At 62.5% G+C, this 16868-nt stretch carries 19 protein-coding genes; 11 read left to right on the forward strand and 8 right to left on the reverse strand.

Features of this window, described 5'->3' with window-relative positions; all coding sequences use genetic code 11:
• Positions 1–147 precede the first annotated feature (147 nt).
• The 4 genes from AC3WLP_RS01455 (at position 148) to AC3WLP_RS01470 (ending at position 3287) form a co-directional block, all read left to right on the forward strand.
• The gene (locus tag AC3WLP_RS01455; RefSeq protein WP_088512472.1) at positions 148–858 is read left to right on the forward strand and encodes a histidine phosphatase family protein; all 711 of its coding nucleotides are present in this window, start codon (positions 148–150) and stop codon (positions 856–858) included.
• 56 nt (positions 859–914) lie between these two features.
• On the forward strand, positions 915–1232 hold the full coding sequence (locus AC3WLP_RS01460) for an SCP2 sterol-binding domain-containing protein (protein ID WP_003251077.1): 318 nt from the start codon (positions 915–917) through the stop codon (positions 1230–1232).
• A gap of 183 nt (positions 1233–1415) precedes the next feature.
• Complete coding sequence (locus tag AC3WLP_RS01465; RefSeq protein WP_088512473.1) at positions 1416–2483, forward strand: phosphotransferase family protein; 1068 nt, start codon at positions 1416–1418, stop codon at positions 2481–2483.
• A gap of 36 nt (positions 2484–2519) precedes the next feature.
• The gene (locus AC3WLP_RS01470; protein WP_003251082.1) at positions 2520–3287 is read left to right on the forward strand and encodes an SDR family oxidoreductase; all 768 of its coding nucleotides are present in this window, start codon (positions 2520–2522) and stop codon (positions 3285–3287) included.
• On the opposite strand, the gene AC3WLP_RS01475 is transcribed toward AC3WLP_RS01470, so the two are convergent.
• Positions 3288–4109, reverse strand: a complete 822-nt coding sequence (locus AC3WLP_RS01475; protein WP_003251085.1) for a class I SAM-dependent methyltransferase — start codon at positions 4107–4109, stop codon at positions 3288–3290. It lies immediately after the preceding gene.
• 169 nt (positions 4110–4278) lie between these two features.
• The gene (locus tag AC3WLP_RS01480; RefSeq protein WP_012051882.1) at positions 4279–4629 is read right to left on the reverse strand and encodes a hypothetical protein; all 351 of its coding nucleotides are present in this window, start codon (positions 4627–4629) and stop codon (positions 4279–4281) included.
• A 117-nt stretch (positions 4630–4746) separates the two neighbouring features.
• Between AC3WLP_RS01480 and AC3WLP_RS01485 the strand changes: the two genes are divergently transcribed.
• From AC3WLP_RS01485 to AC3WLP_RS01505, 5 genes are all read left to right on the forward strand, one after another.
• The gene (locus tag AC3WLP_RS01485; RefSeq protein ID WP_003251088.1) at positions 4747–5037 is read left to right on the forward strand and encodes an RcnB family protein; all 291 of its coding nucleotides are present in this window, start codon (positions 4747–4749) and stop codon (positions 5035–5037) included.
• Positions 5038–5280: 243 nt separating this feature from the next.
• Entirely contained in the window at positions 5281–5466 is a 186-nt protein-coding gene (locus AC3WLP_RS01490) for a hypothetical protein (RefSeq protein WP_004577263.1), read from the forward strand.
• 73 nt (positions 5467–5539) lie between these two features.
• Positions 5540–5932, forward strand: coding sequence for a glycine zipper domain-containing protein (locus AC3WLP_RS01495; RefSeq protein WP_010954752.1), 393 nt, complete (start codon positions 5540–5542; stop codon positions 5930–5932).
• A 126-nt stretch (positions 5933–6058) separates the two neighbouring features.
• Positions 6059–7888 (forward strand): SLC13 family permease, encoded by a 1830-nt coding sequence (locus tag AC3WLP_RS01500; RefSeq protein WP_088512474.1) that lies wholly within the window; start codon positions 6059–6061, stop codon positions 7886–7888.
• Between the two features lie 137 nt (positions 7889–8025).
• Positions 8026–9450 carry a GGDEF domain-containing protein gene (locus AC3WLP_RS01505; protein ID WP_014756048.1) on the forward strand — a complete coding sequence of 475 codons (1425 nt, stop codon included), beginning with the start codon at positions 8026–8028 and terminating at the stop codon, positions 9448–9450.
• Position 9451: 1 nt separating this feature from the next.
• On the opposite strand, the gene AC3WLP_RS01510 is transcribed toward AC3WLP_RS01505, so the two are convergent.
• Positions 9452–10213, reverse strand: a complete 762-nt coding sequence (locus AC3WLP_RS01510; RefSeq protein WP_003251098.1) for a sulfite exporter TauE/SafE family protein — start codon at positions 10211–10213, stop codon at positions 9452–9454.
• 98 nt (positions 10214–10311) lie between these two features.
• Between AC3WLP_RS01510 and AC3WLP_RS01515 the strand changes: the two genes are divergently transcribed.
• Positions 10312–11217, forward strand: a complete 906-nt coding sequence (locus tag AC3WLP_RS01515) for a LysR family transcriptional regulator (RefSeq protein ID WP_017148232.1) — start codon at positions 10312–10314, stop codon at positions 11215–11217.
• Between the two features lie 387 nt (positions 11218–11604).
• Here AC3WLP_RS01515 and AC3WLP_RS01520 read toward each other — a convergent pair whose 3' ends face one another.
• Complete coding sequence (locus AC3WLP_RS01520; protein WP_014756044.1) at positions 11605–11790, reverse strand: hypothetical protein; 186 nt, start codon at positions 11788–11790, stop codon at positions 11605–11607.
• Between the two features lie 350 nt (positions 11791–12140).
• On the opposite strand from AC3WLP_RS01520, the gene AC3WLP_RS01525 reads away from it, so the two are divergent.
• Positions 12141–12326: a hypothetical protein gene (locus AC3WLP_RS01525; RefSeq protein ID WP_003251104.1), complete on the forward strand. Its 186-nt coding sequence runs from the start codon at positions 12141–12143 to the stop codon at positions 12324–12326.
• 171 nt (positions 12327–12497) lie between these two features.
• Here the strand turns inward: AC3WLP_RS01525 and AC3WLP_RS01530 are convergent, their stop codons facing one another.
• From AC3WLP_RS01530 to AC3WLP_RS01545, 4 genes are all read right to left on the reverse strand, one after another.
• Positions 12498–13790, reverse strand: coding sequence for an OprD family porin (locus AC3WLP_RS01530; protein WP_014756042.1), 1293 nt, complete (start codon positions 13788–13790; stop codon positions 12498–12500).
• A 139-nt stretch (positions 13791–13929) separates the two neighbouring features.
• Entirely contained in the window at positions 13930–15243 is a 1314-nt protein-coding gene (locus AC3WLP_RS01535; RefSeq protein WP_014756040.1) for an MFS transporter, read from the reverse strand.
• Between the two features lie 208 nt (positions 15244–15451).
• Positions 15452–16093 carry an N-carbamoylsarcosine amidohydrolase gene (locus tag AC3WLP_RS01540; protein WP_003251109.1) on the reverse strand — a complete coding sequence of 214 codons (642 nt, stop codon included), beginning with the start codon at positions 16091–16093 and terminating at the stop codon, positions 15452–15454.
• Between the two features lie 15 nt (positions 16094–16108).
• Positions 16109–16861, reverse strand: coding sequence for a maleate isomerase (locus AC3WLP_RS01545; protein WP_003251112.1), 753 nt, complete (start codon positions 16859–16861; stop codon positions 16109–16111).
• Positions 16862–16868: the final 7 nt, after the last annotated feature.

Raw genomic sequence — 16868 nt, forward strand, 5'->3', positions numbered from 1 at the left:
TACCGTTGCGTCTGTGGTGCTGCCAGCCGGTGTAAACGCTGGCAACACCTTTCAAACAACCTTTTCAAACGCTTGTATGTTTTTTCGTTGACAGCCCGTGAGCCGCATCCTAACCTCGCAGCAACCTCCAACAGGCCGGAACCTTTCGTGGGCAATCTCTACCTGATTCGACATGGCCAAGCCTCCTTCGGTGCCGATGACTACGACGTCCTCTCGCCCGTGGGCGTGCGCCAGAGCCAGGCCCTGGGTGAGCACCTGGCCCAGTTGGGCGTGCGGCTGGACCGCTGCGTGGCTGGCGACCTGCGCCGCCAGCAGGATACCGCGCGGCTGGCGCTGCAGGCGCTGCACGCCAACGGCTGCCCGGTGCCGGCGGTTGAGACCGACGCCGCATTCAATGAGTTCGATGCCGACGGTGTGATCCGCGCCCTGTTGCCCGACTTGCTGTCCGAAGAGCCCGATGCCCTGCATGTGCTGCGCAATGCTGCGCAGCACCGCAGCGAGTTTCAGCGTCTGTTCGCGTTGATGGTGCAACGCTGGCACGATGGCGAGCATGCCGATAATGGCCTGGAAACCTGGCGTTCGTTTACATCCCGCGTACAAGGTGGGCTGCAACGCGTGCTGGATACCGCCGGCAGCGGCGATCATGTTGCTATCTTCACCTCGGGTGGCACCATTGCCGCCCTGCTCCACCTGGTTACCGGCATTACCCCCAGCCAGGCGTTCGCGCTGAACTGGCAGATCATCAACACGTCGCTCAGCCAGCTGAAGTTTCGCGGCCGCGACGTGGCACTGGCCTCCTTCAACAGCCAGGCCCATGTGCAGCTGTTGAGGGCGCCGGAGCTTGTCACCTACCGATAAGCCCGGCTTGTTGTGTCCCTGCGGGGACGTGTAAATCACTCTATAAGGAATGCGCCATGACCTCCGTAGCTGATGCCGTCAAAAAGATGCAAGAGAAATTCAACCCATCCGCTGCCGCCGGCCTGGACCTGGTGTTCGGCTTCAACATCACCGACGAAGACAAGCACTACGCGCTGATCGTCAAGGACGGCACCTGCGACCTGCAGGAAGGCGAAAACCCGGATGCCAACTGCACCCTGGTGATGGACGCCGAAACCCTGAAAGGTATCGTCAGCGGCGAAACCGACGGCATGCAGGCCTTCATGGGCGGCAAGCTGCGGGTTGAGGGCGACATGATGCTGTCGATGAAACTCAGCGAGCTGTTCCCGTCCTGAGGGCTGGGAATACCGGATGATCGAAAAACCGAAGCCTGACGGCTTCGGTTTTTTTTGCCCTGCATTCGGTGCAGTGATCCACCAGCAACACCCTCACCTATTTGGCACATGGGACGATTGTTCCAATCCTGACGGACCATTAAATTACCCAATAGTACTTGCTATCGAGAATAAGGAAGACGCATGACGCTCACCGACCAGTCCACCCAGGTACGCCCCGGCGAAGAACTCGACGCGGCCGTCATCGACCCTTACTTCAAAGCCAATATCCCCGGCCTGCACAGCCTGCCGAGCATCAGCCAGTTTCCTGGCGGCGCCTCCAACCTCACCTACCTGGTCAGCTACCCGGGCCGCGACTTCGTGCTGCGCCGCCCCCCCTTCGGTCAAAAGGCCAAGTCGGCCCACGACATGGGCCGCGAGTTCCGCATCCTCAACCAGCTCAACAGCGGCTTCCCCTACTGCCCCAAGGCCTACGCACACTGCACCGACACCGGCCTGATCGGCGGCGAGTTCTATGTGATGGAACGGGTCAAGGGCATCATCCTGCGCTCGGACATCCCGGCCGAACTGAACCTGGACGCCAGCCGGACCGAAGTCCTGTGCAAAAGCTTCATCGACCGCCTGGTCGAGCTGCACCAGGTGGACTACACCGCCTGCGGCCTAGCCGACCTCGGCAAGCCTGAGGGCTACGTGCAGCGCCAGATCGAGGGCTGGACCAGCCGTTATGAAAAAGCCCTGACACCGGATGCGCCACGCTGGGAAACGGTAACCGCCTGGCTGCACGAAAAAATGCCCGCCGACCACCCGCGCCCTAGCATCGTGCACAACGACTACCGGTTCGACAACGTCATCCTGGACGCGGACAACCCCATGCGCATCATCGGTGTGCTGGACTGGGAAATGGCCACCCTGGGCGACCCACTCATGGACCTGGGCAACTGCCTGGCCTACTGGATCGAAGCCGGCGACCCGGCGCCAGTGCAGTTGATGCGCCGCCAGCCAAGCAACGCGCCGGGCATGCTCAGCCGTCGCCAGTTCGTCGATTACTACGCCGAGCGCGCCGGCATCCGCCTGGACAACTTCGATTACTACTATTGCTATGGCCTGTTCCGCCTGGCAGGGATCGTTCAGCAGATCTACTACCGCTACTACCACGGCCAGACCCAGGACAAGCGTTTCGCCCAGTTCATTCACATGAACCGCTTGCTGGAACAAATGACCTTGCAGGTCATTTCCAAGTCCAGCCTCTGAGCACAGCCCACGACGACGGATAACAAGGAAAACAGCATGTCCAAGACCCACCTGTTCGACCTCGACGGCAAGATTGCCTTTGTTTCCGGCGCCAGCCGAGGCATCGGCGAGGCCATCGCCCACTTGCTCGCACAGCAAGGGGCCCATGTGATCGTTTCCAGCCGCAAGCTTGACGGGTGCCAGCAGGTAGCCGACGCCATCATTGCCGCCGGCGGCAAGGCCACGGCTGTGGCCTGCCACATTGGTGAGCTGGAACAGATTCAGCAGGTGTTCGCCGGCATTCGCGAACAGTTCGGGCGACTGGACGTGCTGGTCAACAATGCTGCCACCAACCCGCAATTCTGCAATGTGCTGGACACCGACCCAGGGGCGTTCCAGAAGACCGTGGATGTGAACATCCGTGGTTACTTCTTCATGTCAGTGGAGGCTGGCAAGCTGATGCGCGAGAACGGCGGCGGCAGCATCATCAACGTGGCGTCGATCAACGGAGTTTCACCCGGGCTGTTCCAAGGCATCTACTCGGTGACCAAGGCGGCGGTCATCAACATGACCAAGGTGTTCGCCAAAGAGTGTGCACCCTTCGGTATTCGCTGCAACGCGCTACTGCCGGGGCTGACCGACACCAAGTTCGCTTCGGCACTGGTGAAGAACGAAGCCATCCTCAACGCCGCCTTGCAACAGATCCCGCTCAAGCGCGTGGCCGACCCCAAGGAAATGGCGGGCGCGGTGCTGTACCTGGCCAGCGATGCCTCCAGCTACACCACCGGCACCACGCTCAATGTCGACGGTGGCTTCCTGTCCTGATCAGGCTTTGACGGCGACCAAGGTGTAACTCAGGGGCAGGCGTGCAGGCTGCTCGCGCAGGCGATATTCGCCGTCTTCGCCCTTGACCATCTGCCCCGGCAGCGCCTCCCAGGGGATGCTCTGGTGCTCGACCAGCGCTGTCAGCTGCAGGCCGTGAGCCAGCAAGGCGGTGATCACTTCACCCAGGCCGTGGTTCCATTCGTGGGTTTCGGTGTGGGTCAGGCGTTGATCGGTTTCGACGTAGGTCTGATCGGTGTGCCACACCGTCGGCGCTTCGTGCTCGAAATACGGATATTCGAGCTGCAGGCGGTCCTGATGATCCTCGTTGACAGCCATCAGCATCGGATGCCCGTCGCGCAGGAATAGCCGCCCGCCCGGTTTCAGCAGTGCTGCGACGGTGCGTGCCCATGGCTCGATGCGGGGCAGCCAGCAGAGCGCGCCAATACCGGTGTAGACCAGGTCGAACGTACCCGCCGGCAGTACCTTGTCGGCGGCATAGACGTCAGACTCGACATACTGGATGGGCAGCGCGCAACGCTCGGCCAATGCCCGTGCCTCGGCCAGCGAAGCCTTGGAATAATCCAGGCCGCAAACCTTGGCGCCAAGGCGCGCCAGCGACAGGGTGTCGGTGCCGATGTGGCACTGCAAGTGGACCGTATCAAGCCCGTCGATGTCACCGAGCAATGGCAGGTCGAAGCGTACGGTTTCGGACAAGTGCCCGTGTTGCTGGACCAGGCGTTCGACCTCGTAGTCCTTTGAAGCGGCGTGCAACGGGGCACGCTCATCCCAGCTTATACGGTTGAGTTGCAGTGAACGGTCCATGGTGTCGTCCTTGCGTGGAAGCACCTTATGCTAGCCGTCACCGCGCGCCCTGCGACACAACTGACTTGATAAAAATTGTAAAGCCCGCGCGCTTCTGCTGTGGCAACAACTGCCTTGCTCAATACCCTGAATGCACGGACCCTTACAGGAGCGGCGATAGCGCCAGCCGTTACAGGCAGGTTGCAGCAGCCGCTCGGCGCTGCAGGGCCACGCCGTCGTTCTGCTTCGCGTAGTAATCCACACGCGTCCCGCCCGACTGCGGGTAAACGTCCACGAACGCTTCGGCCTCACGGGTAAACACGGTGAACCCGCCCTGCTTGCGCGGTTCCAGGTAGCCGCTGGCGTCATCACCGAACACCTTCTCTTCCTGCCAGCTGAACTGGATGCACTGGGCCACCAGCTCTGGCGCCTTGTGCGAGTCGAGCTGCGCAGTCGGCTTGCCGCCACGCGCCGTTTCCATGGTCGCAGAAGCACAACCGGCCAGCATCAGCACCGCAGCCAACGGCAGAATCGCACGCATGTTCCATCCTCGGGGTCGCAAAAAAGAAGGCGACTCTAGCACTGGCAGGCATCCCGAGTGAATTGCCGCGCACTTGCCGCTGTCGCAGATAAAACATGCCATCACGAGGAACGCATCATGAAACTGCACTATCTGCTACTCGCCGCCCTGCCTTGCCTGCCCCTGAGCGTCAGCGCCGCCCCCTCGAGCGAAGAAAGCATCACCGCCCCCGAAACCCACAACCGTGAACTGAACGTCGGCGACAAGGCCCCGGACCAGTACAAACGCGATGACCAGGCCGTCAAGGACTGGAAAGCCAAGGGCCTGCCCGAACCGGAAAAGGAAAGCCACTGGGTGCGCATGGGCAAGCATTACGTGCTGGTGCAGATCACCAATGGCGTGGTGCTGGCGATTCAACCGGCATCCTGATTCAACATGCCCTGGCCAAGGCGACCCATTGCAGAGCACCTCGCCGCCGGCCAAGTGCGCTTGGAACGCGTCGATACGCCAGGGCTGGTCGATGCCGGTCAGCGCCACAGCCCACTGTTGCAGGCGGGCGCATTGGCGCTGATCGCTGGACGCACAATTTTTTTGCCCGCCCAGGAAACCAAATCGATCGGCCCCAGTCTTAAAAGGTGCCCCGTAAACCTATGCGGATCAAGGACCTATATCGTGCTCACGCGTCTTGCAAGCCTTTCTCTGGTTGCTGTTGTTCTGCTGACCGCAGGTTGCCATAGCCATCGCTACCATGATGACGACGGCTGGCGTGACCGCGACCGTGACCATCGCCACCACCACCGCCATGACCGCGACGACGATGACGATCGGCAATACCGCGGTGACCGCTACTACCGCTGAAGCGTCCTTTCAGCCCTGACCTGCCGCCCGTTGCGCGGCAACTTATCCTGATGATTCCTTTGAGGTTCGTATCATGCGTCTGACTCTGCCTTCCCTTGCCCTCGGCCTGCTGCTGTGCCAGGGCGCTTTCGCCGGTGACGGTACTGCCGCCATTGGCGGTGGCCTGGGGGGTGTCCTGGGCAACGTTGTTGGTCAACAGCTCGGCGGCAAGACCGGCGCAGCCATCGGTGCCGGCGTTGGCGGCGCAGCCGGCAGCGCTGTCGGTGCGCGCAAAGGCAACCGTACCGAAGCCGCCATCGGCGGTGGCCTGGGCTCGGCCGGCGGCTCGCTGCTGGGCGGCGCAGTAGGCGGCAAGACCGGTTCGACCGTGGGTGCCGGCCTGGGCGGCGCGGCCGGTGGTGCCCTCGGCAACCATCTGGGCGACAACAACCGCGGCAGCAAGAAGCACCACCGCCACCGTCACTGACCCCGTGACCGGAGGGCCGCATAGCGGCCCTTTTTGTTGCAGCACATCAACACCCCCTTCACGACAAACTGGCACACTGACTGCTACTGTCTATCGTGCCCCCGTGTGAAGGAACACCCCCTCCCCATGAACCATGAGTTGCTCTGGGTCCTCGGCCTGCTGGCCATCGTGATTACCCTGTTCGTCATCAACCGCCCACGCATGGACGTGGTCGCGCTGCTGGTGATTCTCGCCCTGCCACTACTCGGCATCCTTACCGTGGAACAGGCCCTGGCCGGGTTCAGCGACCCCAACGTGGTGCTGATCGCCGCCCTGTTCGTGATTGGTGAAGGCTTGGTGCGCACCGGCATTGCCTATCGCATCGGCGAATGGATGAGCGAGCGGGCCGGCAATAGCGAGGCGCGCCTGCTGGTACTGCTGATGGTGGCGGTGGCCGGGCTGGGATCGATCATGAGCTCCACCGGCGTGGTGGCCATCTTTATCCCGGTGGTGCTGAGCATCGCTGCGCGCCTGCAGCTCTCACCCAGCCGCCTGATGATGCCACTGGCTTTTGCCGGCCTCATCAGTGGCATGCTCAGCCTGGTCGCCACACCGCCCAACGTGGTGGTGCACAGCGAGCTGGTACGCCATGGCGAAGCGGGGTTCAGCTTCTTCAGCTTTACCCCGTTCGGCCTGGTGGTGCTGGTGCTGGGCATTGGCTACATGCTGCTGACCCGGCACTGGCTCAACGGTGAAGTGCGCAAGGACGGCCGGGTGGAAAGCCGCCGCACCTTGCTGGACCTGGTCCTGGACTACAAGCTCAACGGCCGTGAACGCCGCCTGCGCATCCGCCCTCAGTCGCCGCTGATCGGCCACAACCTGGGCGAACTGCAACTGCGCACCAGACACGGCGCCAACGTGATCGGTATCGAGCGCCAGCACAAGTTCACCACACGCGTGATCGCGGCCGACTCGGGCACCGTGTTGCATCAGGGCGACGTGCTGCTGCTCGACCTGTTCGCCAAGCATGACGACCTGCGCAGCCTGTGCCAAACCATGCAACTGGAGCCGCTGCACTTCAAGGCCGCCTACTTCATCGATCAATCCCAGGATTTGGGAATGGCTGAGGTCTCGCTGCCACCCGGCTCGCAGTTGATCGGCAAGAGTATTCTCGAACTGGCGTTTCGCACCCGCTATGGCCTTAACGTGGTTGGCCTGCGCCGCGATCAGGCCGCTATCGAAGAGCAACTGGTGGAAGAAAAGCTGCGCCTTGGCGACACCCTGCTGGTGGTCGGCCCGTGGAAGGCGGTACGCCAGTTGCAGAGCAAGCCCAAAGACTTCCTGGTCCTGAGCCTGCCCGCCGAGATCGACCTGGTCGCACCAGCCCGCACCCGCGCACCGCAAGCGTTGCTTAGCCTGGCGGTAATGGTCGGGCTAATGGTCAGCGGCGCCGTACCCAATGTCATTGCAGCGCTGATCGGCTGCCTGCTGATGGGCGCAGGCCGTTGCATCGACATGAACAGTGCCTACCGCGCCATCCACTGGCAAAGCCTGGTGCTGATCGTGGGCATGCTGCCCTTCGCCCAGGCGCTGCAGAAAACCGGCGGCATCGACCTGGCGGTGGGTGGGCTGGTGAACGTGCTGGGGGATGCCGGCCCCAGCGCCATTCTTGCCTGCCTGTTCACCGTCACCGCAGTGATCGGGCTGTTCATTTCCAACACCGCCACCGCTGTTCTGATGGCACCGGTGGCTGTCAGCACTGCAGCGCAGCTGGGCATGTCGCCCTACCCGTTCGCCATGACCGTCGCGCTGGCCGCGTCGGCGGCATTCATGACGCCGGTGTCATCGCCGGTCAACACGCTGGTGCTTGGGCCGGGGCAATACCGCTTTGCTGACTTCGTCAAGATTGGCGTGCCGTTCACCGTGCTGGTGATGCTGGTTACCGTCGTGATGGTGCCGTGGTTCTTCGGGTTGTGAGGAAAGCGGCCAGGAATAGAGGCAATTTGACATTATCGCAGCCAATCGCGGCAGATTGACATCAACCACCCTGACCCAACACACTGCGGGTAATTGTCCCAGGTGCTCTATCGCGTTGTCCTGGATTTCGTTTCCGCTTGCCGGTCGAGTTCATGGTTTTTCCAGCCCAATCGCGCGTGTTGCCTTATGTCGTTGTACTTGGCGTGACCTTCGCCCTCACCCTGGGCGGCATCCTGGCACGCCCGATCGAATCGCTGTCGCTGTTCTGGCCAGTGAATGCGGTACTGGCCGGCGTACTCCTGCGCTACCCCCGTCAAGCCACGTTTACGGGCTTTTGCCTGGTGTGGCTGGCCATGGTGGGGGCCGACCTGCTGTGTGGCAGCGCCTGGGGGCCGGCTCTGTGGTTCAACCTGTGCAATCTTGGCGTGGTGGTCACCCTCTGGCAGCTGATGTCGCGCTTGCCTCGCATGCACCGGCGCATGCGCAGCCCGCGTGGCGTGCTTAGCGTGTTCGCTGCCTGCGCCGCCGCTGCCATGGTGGCGGCCAGCATGGCAGCGGTAATGGCCGCACCGTGGTTCGAACAGTCGTTGCGCGCCACCTGGCTAGCCTGGTTCAGCGAACAGTTCTCGACCGGTGTGCTGGTACTGCCGGTGCTGCTTACAGCGCCCTCGGTGCGGGCCTTGGTGCGCGGCGGCGCGCAACCCATCCGCCTGGCGCCGTTGCTGGTGCTGCTGGCCTCGCTGGCATTCAGCATCGCCTTTGGTGGCCCTGGGGCCATTGCCTTCCCGATTGCCGCGTTACTGTGGTGTGCCTGGACCTACTCACCGTTCCTGGTTTCATTGCTGACGCTCACGGCCGGCAGTACGCTGATTGTGGCTGTGGCGCAAAACCTCATGCATTTCAGCGTGCCGCAGAGCGAACCTGGGGTTACCACGCTGATGTCGGCGCGCCTGGGCATCGCCATGCTGGTGCTCGGGCCGCTGGTGGTGGCCTGCGTCAGCCAGGCCAACCGTAGCCTCATGGCCCGCCTGGCGCACCAGGCCACCGTCGATCACCTCACCGGTGTGCTCACCCGCAGCGCCTTCACACGCCGCGCCAACGCGCTGCTGGAGAGCCGCCAACAGCACGCCCAGGCGCTGCCGCTGACCCTGATGATGCTGGACATCGACCACTTCAAGTCAATCAACGATGCCCACGGCCATGCAGTCGGTGACCAGGTGCTGCGCCAATTCGCCAGCACCCTCCAGGACCAGCTGCACAACGATGAGCTGATCGCACGCCTGGGTGGCGAAGAATTCGTTGTCATCCTGCCCGGGCTTGCGCCAGAGCGGGCCAACTTCATCGCCGAACGCCTGCGCCGCGCCATCCAAGACCTGCACGTGGTACAGGCCGATCAGCGCCTGCAGATTACCGTGAGTATCGGTGTGGCAGGCTGCGACGCAGACATGCCGGCCCCCAGCCTCGACGAACTGCTGGCGAGTGCCGACCAGGCGCTGTACCGGGCCAAGGCCCGGGGCCGCAACCGCGTCGAACAGGCCGAAGCACAGCGCCTGGTGATCTGAACTAGCCGGCCAGCAGGTCCCACGACAGCTTGGCGATCAGCACACACAACAGCACCAGGAACAGCCCGCGGACAAACCCGGCACCCTTGCGTACCGCCAGCCAGGTACCGGTCAGCGCGCCGAGAATGTTGCACGCCGCCATGGGCAAGGCTATGGCGTACAGCACGTTGCCCGTCGGCACGAAGAACACCAGCGCCGCCAGGTTGGTGGCAATGTTCACCACCTTGGCCGAAGCCGAGGCGTGCAGGAAGTCCAGGGCGAAGAAGCGGATGAACAGGAAGATCAGGAAGCTACCGGTGCCCGGGCCGAACAGGCCATCGTAGAAGCCGATAGCGCCGCCAATCAGCACTGCCAGGCACTGCTCCTTGCGGCCGACCTGGGCAGGTGTGTGCAAGGTGCCGAAATCCTTCTTGCAGAAGGTGTAGACAGCCATCAGCACAATCAGCACCAGCACTGCCGGGCGCATCACGCTGGGGGGTACCAGCGACACCGTGGCGGCCCCCGCGAACGACATGACAAAGGCACTGAGTGCCGCCGGTACGATCAACCCCCAATCCAGCGTCACTTTACGGATGAACGAGCGGGCCGCGAAGGCCGTGCCGCACACGGACGCCAATTTGTTGCTGCCGAGCAAGGCGGCCGGTTGCGCGGAGGGCAATACGTTGAACAGGGCCGGGATCTGGATCAGCCCGCCGCCACCCACCGCAGCGTCGATCAACCCAGCGGCGAAGGCGAACACAGAAAGCACAGCAATATCCATCATGACGCGGTTCCAGGCAGTGAAGACGCCTGCAAGGCTAATCAAAGTGGCACACTTGTGTTGAAATGCCATATTGCGATAACTGCAACGAGGAGCAGGCAATGGCACTGGACATGCTGCGGGAAATCCAAGCGTTCGTCAGCGTGGCACACAAGCGCAGCTTCGTTGCTGCCGCCCGCGCCCTGGGGCGTTCACCCAGCGCAGTTACACGCGCGGTGCAAACCCTGGAAGACAATGCGGGAAGCAAACTGCTCAACCGCAACGCCAACGCCGTCACCCTGACCGAGGCCGGCGAGCGCTTGCTGCCGCATGCCGAACGCTTGCTGGATGTGCAACGCGATGCAGCCGACGAATTGGCCGCGCTCAGCGGCAACGCCCAAGGCTGGATTCGCTTTGCCGCGCCGCAACTGCTGGGAGAGCATGTGCTACCGCAAGTGCTTGCCGAGTTTTCCCGCCGCCACCCTCAGGTGACCCTGGACGTGCAGTACAGCGACGAAGCCCTTGACCCGCTGCAAGGTAAATTCGATTTCGTGGTGCGCGGTGCCTTTCCGCAATCGAGCGAACTTATCGGCTACCCGCTTTGGCCCTACCAGCGCCACCTGTATGCCAGCCCGGCATATCTGGCCCTGGCTGGCACACCGCAACACCCGGAAGACCTGGATGGCCACACCTTGATCCTGCATACCGCGCCACGCATCCTCAAGGCCTGGCACTTCTGCCACGATGACCAGATCACCAGCCTGCGCCCCAGGCCCAGGCTTCGCTTGGGCTCAGGAGGCGCGGTATACCACAGCACCCTGGCTGGCGCCGGCATCGCCCGCCTTGCCGCCTGGGTCGGCGAAGCACAGGTCAAGGCCGGCCGCCTGGTGCGGGTGTGTCCGCAATACCGCCTGACGTCCAGCAGCGGTCAGGACCCACAGATGCACGCTGTGTACCCTGCCGGCGAGTTGCCGACGCGGGTACGTGACTTGCTGGCAGCCATACGCCGAGCCGGCCCGCTCCACTGAAACAGGCCATAAAACAACTGTTCAATTTCTGCTCAATTTAACAGAGCCCGCCGCGGGTCTGGCTTGCAGCACTTTATCCACAGACCTACCCACGTTTTTTGTGGACAGATTTCCCAGCGTAAAGAACGACTTATCGCACAAGCAGACACGCCGAATTGGCCAACCTGACCCGCTCGATCCACGCCTGCGTACCGCGCGTATCGACGCCAAGGCCAAACACCACCGAGTGCGCGGCGGCGGGAGGCTACACGAGGACTTTGCACTTGAGAATGACGTGCACCTACTGCTGATCCAGCAGTGCAATCAAAGAGATTATCGGCCATTTGCCGATGGATTGGGCCCGTCGCTTGAAGTGGACGGGCCGCGCAGGGGAAAACGCAGTTGAACTCAGCTTGGCGGAATGGTGCCAAGAATACCAATCAGAATGGTCAGCAGCAGAAAACCACCCAGGAACAGCGCCAGCTTGCCCATTGGAACCTCTACAGTTGTGATGCGGGAATGGGCACATTGTCGAGCTTGGGCTGATACGGTTACAGATTCAGGTTTATGGAAAAAAAGCGGATCAGATGTCATGCGCAGATGCCGCTGGGCTGGATTCAGCCGCAGTGGTTGACGCTGAGCACGTGTCGCTCGCGGGCGGGCAATTGATACATGAAGTTTCTAAACACGCCTCCAGCTTTGCGCAGTACCTGCGTTCAGTGCGCGGCCCCTCGAAAGCGCCTGAACCCAGCCAATACGGTAGATTGAGCTTGCTTGGGGGGACACGATCTGAAACACGGTTTGTAGGATTGTTTACCGCACTCTGTAGGAAATGGCGTGGCAATGAGTCTTGCCTGTATGAAACATCAGTTTCTCCGGCAAATTCGAGCTGCTACGGTCCATTTTTCCTACAACGGTACGGAAGCCTACAGCGTGAGAAAAGCATGGACTCGTTCAAAACCTCTGCACTGAAGTTGCAGAAAAATCTGCTTAACCTGCGCGTTGAGCGTGAGCGCTTAAGAGGTGAAGGCAAGGACAAGGAAGCGGATCAACTCACTGGGCCGATCGCGCGGTTTGAGGAGGCCCTTCGGCAACTGCCGGATAGCCTGAAGCCCGACACCTTGCAGTGACCTGCAAGCGCAATTGTCATGTTCCACAGCTCAGACCTCCCCATCATCATGCAGGAGCAGCCTTGCGCTGCGAAGAGGGCGGTAAGGCAAACGACTGCCTTAGGCAGTTATTGCTTCTTCGCAGCACAGGGTTGCTTCGGGAACCGAGCTGGCGCCGGGCCATCTACCCCCTCAGAACACCTTGATCGTGTAACTCAGAATCAAGCGGTTCTCATCGATATCTGTCCGGTAGTTGGAGCGCGCCATCACGTTGCGCACCCGTATCCCAAGCCCGGCCAACGGCCCGCTTTGCACCACGTAGGCCAGGTCCAGGTCACGCTCGCGGTCACGCCCTTCAAAGCCCAGCCCTGTTTCCACGTCTCGCCCCTTTACATAACGCAGGGTCGACGTCAGCCCCGGAAGCCCCAACGCGACAAAATTGTAATCATGGCGCACCTGCCACGAGCGTTCACCCGGCGCCGAGAACTCATAGGTCGGCAGCGTATTACCCATCGGGTTGGTGTTGGCGCCTACCTGGATAAAGCCGTCATCCCCGCCGATCTGCTGATAGCCCACATAGAAGGTATGCCCGCCGGTCTTGGCCGAGAACAGGCTGAACAGCGCATGGTTATCGTAGTCGCCAGCCACCTTGCTCCCGTCCTCGCGGGCATCGAAGTAGCCGGCATTGACCCCCAGCGTCCAGCCCCCGATCGGCTCGGCATGCTTGAAGCTGTAGAAGCGCTGCTGGTAGATATCCTCCAACTGCGCCTGCCAGACACCGACGCTGGTACGGTTGTCGTTGAAGGCATAGTCGGCACCCACGTAGTTGAACCGGTCGCTGGTAAAGCGCGCCAGCCGCGCCGGGTTGATCGGATCGTTGACCAGCGCGTACATCTTCTGGCTGTTGGACGAGTCGCGCAGGCTGGTGGAGCGGAACTGCCCGGCGCTCAGGGTCAACCCGGCGAACTCGCGCGACTCCAGCATCGCGCCCTGGTAAGTCGGCGGCAGCAGGCGCAAATCGCTGAACAGCAGCACCGGCAGGTTGGGCATCAACTCGCCCACCTTCAGCTCGGTTTGCGACACCTTGAACTTGATCGCCGCACCCAGGCGGCTGTATTCGTCCGCCGACTTGCCGCTGTCCAGGCTGGGCAGCAACCCGGACCGGGCATGTTCCGGGCTGCTGTCGAGCTTGAAACCCAGCAGGCCGGTAACATCCACACCCACGCCAACGGTGCCCTGGGTATAACCGGAGCTGGCATTGAGGATAAACCCCTGCGCCCATTCCTGGGTACGCGACTGGGTGCTGGCGCCCTTGATATCGGCATAGTCGCGGCTGAAGAAGTAATTGCGCGCCTGCAGCGTGGCGCGGGCACCTTCGATGAAACCGGCCTCTTCTGCCGTGGCCTCTGCACACAAAGCGGCGGCAATACAACCGCCGGCCAGGCGTGCAGACGAAGAAAAACGCGGCGCAGTGAAACCTTGCATAAGGGCTACTCCTGGATTTGGGCAACAGCAACCCGGCGCGGCGGCACTGCATGGCCACCGGCGTGCGGGTTGCATCGAGAGAGGTCGGCCGGCGGGCCCCCGGCCCGCCTGCCCTGCCGTTGCGTGAAGCGCTGGGCCGCTAGCGGTTGACCAGCTTGGCCGGCAAGGCGATGACCAGGAAGCAGCTGAGGATCAGGCAGCCGGCAAACACCCACAGCGCAGCGTGCGAGGTGCCGGTGAGGTCGGTGACCACGCCCATCAGTGAGTTGCTCACCAGGCCGGCGATGTTGGCTACCGAACAGGCCAGGGCAAAGCCGGTGGCGGCTGCGGTGCCTTTGAGGAAGGTCGCCGGCAGGCTGAAGAACACCGGCACCGCGCCGATGATCGCCGCCGAGGCAATGGCGAACAGCACCACGGTCATCACCAGGTTCTGGCTGAACAAGGTGCTGCTGGCCATGGCGATTGCACCAATGATGAACGGCACGATGATGTGCCAGCGGCGCTCGCGGTGGCGGTCGGAGCTGGCCCCGATCATGAGCATGCCGGCCAGCGCGGCCAAGCTTGGAATGGCCGTGAGCAGGCCGATATGGAAGGTGTCGCTGACGCCCGCATCGCGGATGAAGGTCGGCATCCAGAAGCCCATCGCATAGGCGCTGAGCAGGATCGAAAAGTCGATACCACCGAGCATCCACACCTTAAGGTTGAAGAAGCCATCGCGGAAGCTGTGTTTGCTGTCCTTGCCCTCGGCATCGTCGGCGGCCAGGTCTGCCGCCAGTTGTGCCTTGTCGTCAGCCGACAGCCACTTGGCCTGCTGAAAATGGTTAGGCAATGCCCAGAACGTGAGGATGCCGAGCAAAACGCTGGGGATCGCCTCCAGCAGGAACAGCCACTGCCACCCATGCAAACCTTGAACCTGGTCGAAATGCCCCATGATCCAGCCAGAAATCGGCCCGCCAATCACGCTCGACAACGGCAGCCCGATCATGAACAGGGCAATGATGCGCCCGCGGCGATAGGTGGGGTACCACATGGTCAGGTAGTACAACACGCCTGGCAGGAAGCCGGCCTCGGCCGCACCCAGCAGGAAACGCAGGATATAGAACTGGGTGGTGCTGGTGACGAACAGGGTGCAGGCCGACAGCAGGCCCCAGGTGATCATGATGCGGGCGATCCACAGCTTGGCGCCAACGCGCTGCAGGATCAGGTTACTCGGCACTTCGAAGATGATGTAGCCGACGAAGAACAGCCCTGCACCCAGGCCATAGGCCGCTGTGCTGAACTGCAGGTCTTCGAGCATCTGCAGCTTGGCGAAGCCGACATTGATGCGGTCCAGATAAGCTGCGAGGTAGCAGAAACACAAGAAGGGGATGAGCCTCCAGGTGATCTTGCTGTACAGCGCTTTCGTGCCATGGTCGATGTCACTGTGGACCGTGGTTGCATTCGCAATTGGCATTTCCTGTCTCCTGGCGGGCGACTTTGTGGTTGTTTTAAGGCCAGCAGTTTTCGACGCGCCGGGCACGCCGCGCATTCTACGCGGCGAGCCTGGACAGCGCCTGAAGACCCCGAGTGCTCCTGCGGGGCGACCACCCGGACAGCAGGCGGTCATGGACGGGCTTCCCGCACCGGTCCTTGATTGTTATTGGATAGGCGCTGCCCGGCGTTCAGCCGGCCAGGTGCCTGAGTTGCTGCATGGCATCCTGCCGGGTGACGACATCGCCGTACTTGCTGTCGATGTCGAACAGGTTGGCTTCGTGCGGGTCGCTGTGGCGGTCACCGACACACTCGCGCACCACGATGGTTCGAAACCCGTGCTGCATGGCATCCACCGCACTGGCGCGGATGCAGCCGCTGGTCGAGCAGCCAGCCAGCACCACGGTATCTACCCCCTGTGCATGCAGCAGCGGGGCCAGGCTGGTGGCGAAGAAAGCGCTGGCGTACTGCTTGCTCAGCACCACCTCCCCTGCCTGTGGCGCAACGGCCTCGCAAAAGGCTGCCAGCGGGTTGCCTTCGACCATGTCCTTCATCACCGGCGCCTTGCGCACCCACACGCCGCCGTCAGCAAAATGCGGCGGCTGGTAACGGATGTTGGTATGCACCACCAAGGTACCGCAGTCGCGGGCCAGCGCCAGCAGGCCGGCGGCCTGCTCGACCGCTGCGACCACGCCCGGGGCGTACAGCGGTGCGCCCGGGGTGGTGTAGCCCTGCATGAAGTCGATCATCAGCAGGGCCGGCTTGCGGCCAAAGCCGATGCGCTGGCCCCACACGCCCTGGTAGTTGTCACGGGCGCTTTGTGCGTCGCTCATGTCCGTCTCCCGATTTCAGTAGGCGCCCGACAGCAAGGCACCGGCGCCCGGCACGATCGGCTCCAGGTCCAGCGCCTTGAGCATGGCGTAGGTGGTCGCGATTGCAGCGGTGACCACCGGCTTGCCGGTTTGCGCCTCGACCTTGGCCACTGCCGGCAGCGATTGCATCTGCACGCACGCCGACAGCACCACCACATCGACGCCTTCAAGGTCCATGCCGGCGACGATGCCCGGCAGGTTGGCCGGGTCGTGACGGGCCACGGCGAGGTTGTCGGGGATTTCCAGCGCGCGCCAGTCCTGCACCTCGAAGCCTTCCTCGCGGATGTAGTTCACCACCAGCTCGGTCAGCGGCTTCATGTACGGTGCGACGATGGCAATGCGCTTGGCCTTCATCACATGCAAGGCCTCGACCAGCGCCCCGGCGCTGGTGATCACCGGTGCCAGCGCATCATTGTCGGCGGTGGCCTGCTGCAGGCGCTTTTCAGATTGGCGGTGATAGCCCAGCCCCATGGCCATGATCGCCACAAGGCAGGCATAGCCCAGCACATCGACCTTGGCGTCAGACAGCTCCACTGCGCAGCGGTCGGACTCGGCGTCCATCGCGGCCAGTTCTTCCTTCTTCACCTGCTTCATGCGCATGCGGCTGGAATGGAAGGTGAACCGCTCGGGGCGGATCGCCTGGCGTGCGTTGAGCATCGCCGGAATTTCGGTTTCCATGGTGGTGTTCGAACTCGGCACGATCTGGCCGATGCGGTATAGCTGGGTCATGTCTCGT

This window comes from Pseudomonas sp. FW305-E2, assembly GCF_058782925.1.

Excerpts from the sequence above, each read along its gene's own strand:
- AC3WLP_RS01460 (WP_003251077.1), top strand. The coding sequence starts at position 915 with ATGACCTCCGTAGCTGATGCCGTCAAAAAGATGCAAGAGAAATTCAAC.
- AC3WLP_RS01465 (WP_088512473.1), top strand. The coding sequence starts at position 1,416 with ATGACGCTCACCGACCAGTCCACCCAGGTACGCCCCGGCGAAGAACTC.
- AC3WLP_RS01470 (WP_003251082.1), top strand. The coding sequence starts at position 2,520 with ATGTCCAAGACCCACCTGTTCGACCTCGACGGCAAGATTGCCTTTGTT.
- AC3WLP_RS01475 (WP_003251085.1), bottom strand. The coding sequence starts at position 4,109 with ATGGACCGTTCACTGCAACTCAACCGTATAAGCTGGGATGAGCGTGCC.
- AC3WLP_RS01480 (WP_012051882.1), bottom strand. The coding sequence starts at position 4,629 with ATGCGTGCGATTCTGCCGTTGGCTGCGGTGCTGATGCTGGCCGGTTGT.
- AC3WLP_RS01485 (WP_003251088.1), top strand. The coding sequence starts at position 4,747 with ATGAAACTGCACTATCTGCTACTCGCCGCCCTGCCTTGCCTGCCCCTG.
- AC3WLP_RS01495 (WP_010954752.1), top strand. The coding sequence starts at position 5,540 with ATGCGTCTGACTCTGCCTTCCCTTGCCCTCGGCCTGCTGCTGTGCCAG.
- AC3WLP_RS01500 (WP_088512474.1), top strand. The coding sequence starts at position 6,059 with ATGAACCATGAGTTGCTCTGGGTCCTCGGCCTGCTGGCCATCGTGATT.
- AC3WLP_RS01510 (WP_003251098.1), bottom strand. The coding sequence starts at position 10,213 with ATGATGGATATTGCTGTGCTTTCTGTGTTCGCCTTCGCCGCTGGGTTG.
- AC3WLP_RS01515 (WP_017148232.1), top strand. The coding sequence starts at position 10,312 with ATGGCACTGGACATGCTGCGGGAAATCCAAGCGTTCGTCAGCGTGGCA.
- AC3WLP_RS01520 (WP_014756044.1), bottom strand. The coding sequence starts at position 11,790 with ATGACATCTGATCCGCTTTTTTTCCATAAACCTGAATCTGTAACCGTA.
- AC3WLP_RS01525 (WP_003251104.1), top strand. The coding sequence starts at position 12,141 with ATGGACTCGTTCAAAACCTCTGCACTGAAGTTGCAGAAAAATCTGCTT.
- AC3WLP_RS01530 (WP_014756042.1), bottom strand. The coding sequence starts at position 13,790 with ATGCAAGGTTTCACTGCGCCGCGTTTTTCTTCGTCTGCACGCCTGGCC.
- AC3WLP_RS01535 (WP_014756040.1), bottom strand. The coding sequence starts at position 15,243 with ATGCCAATTGCGAATGCAACCACGGTCCACAGTGACATCGACCATGGC.
- AC3WLP_RS01540 (WP_003251109.1), bottom strand. The coding sequence starts at position 16,093 with ATGAGCGACGCACAAAGCGCCCGTGACAACTACCAGGGCGTGTGGGGC.
- AC3WLP_RS01545 (WP_003251112.1), bottom strand. The coding sequence starts at position 16,861 with ATGACCCAGCTATACCGCATCGGCCAGATCGTGCCGAGTTCGAACACC.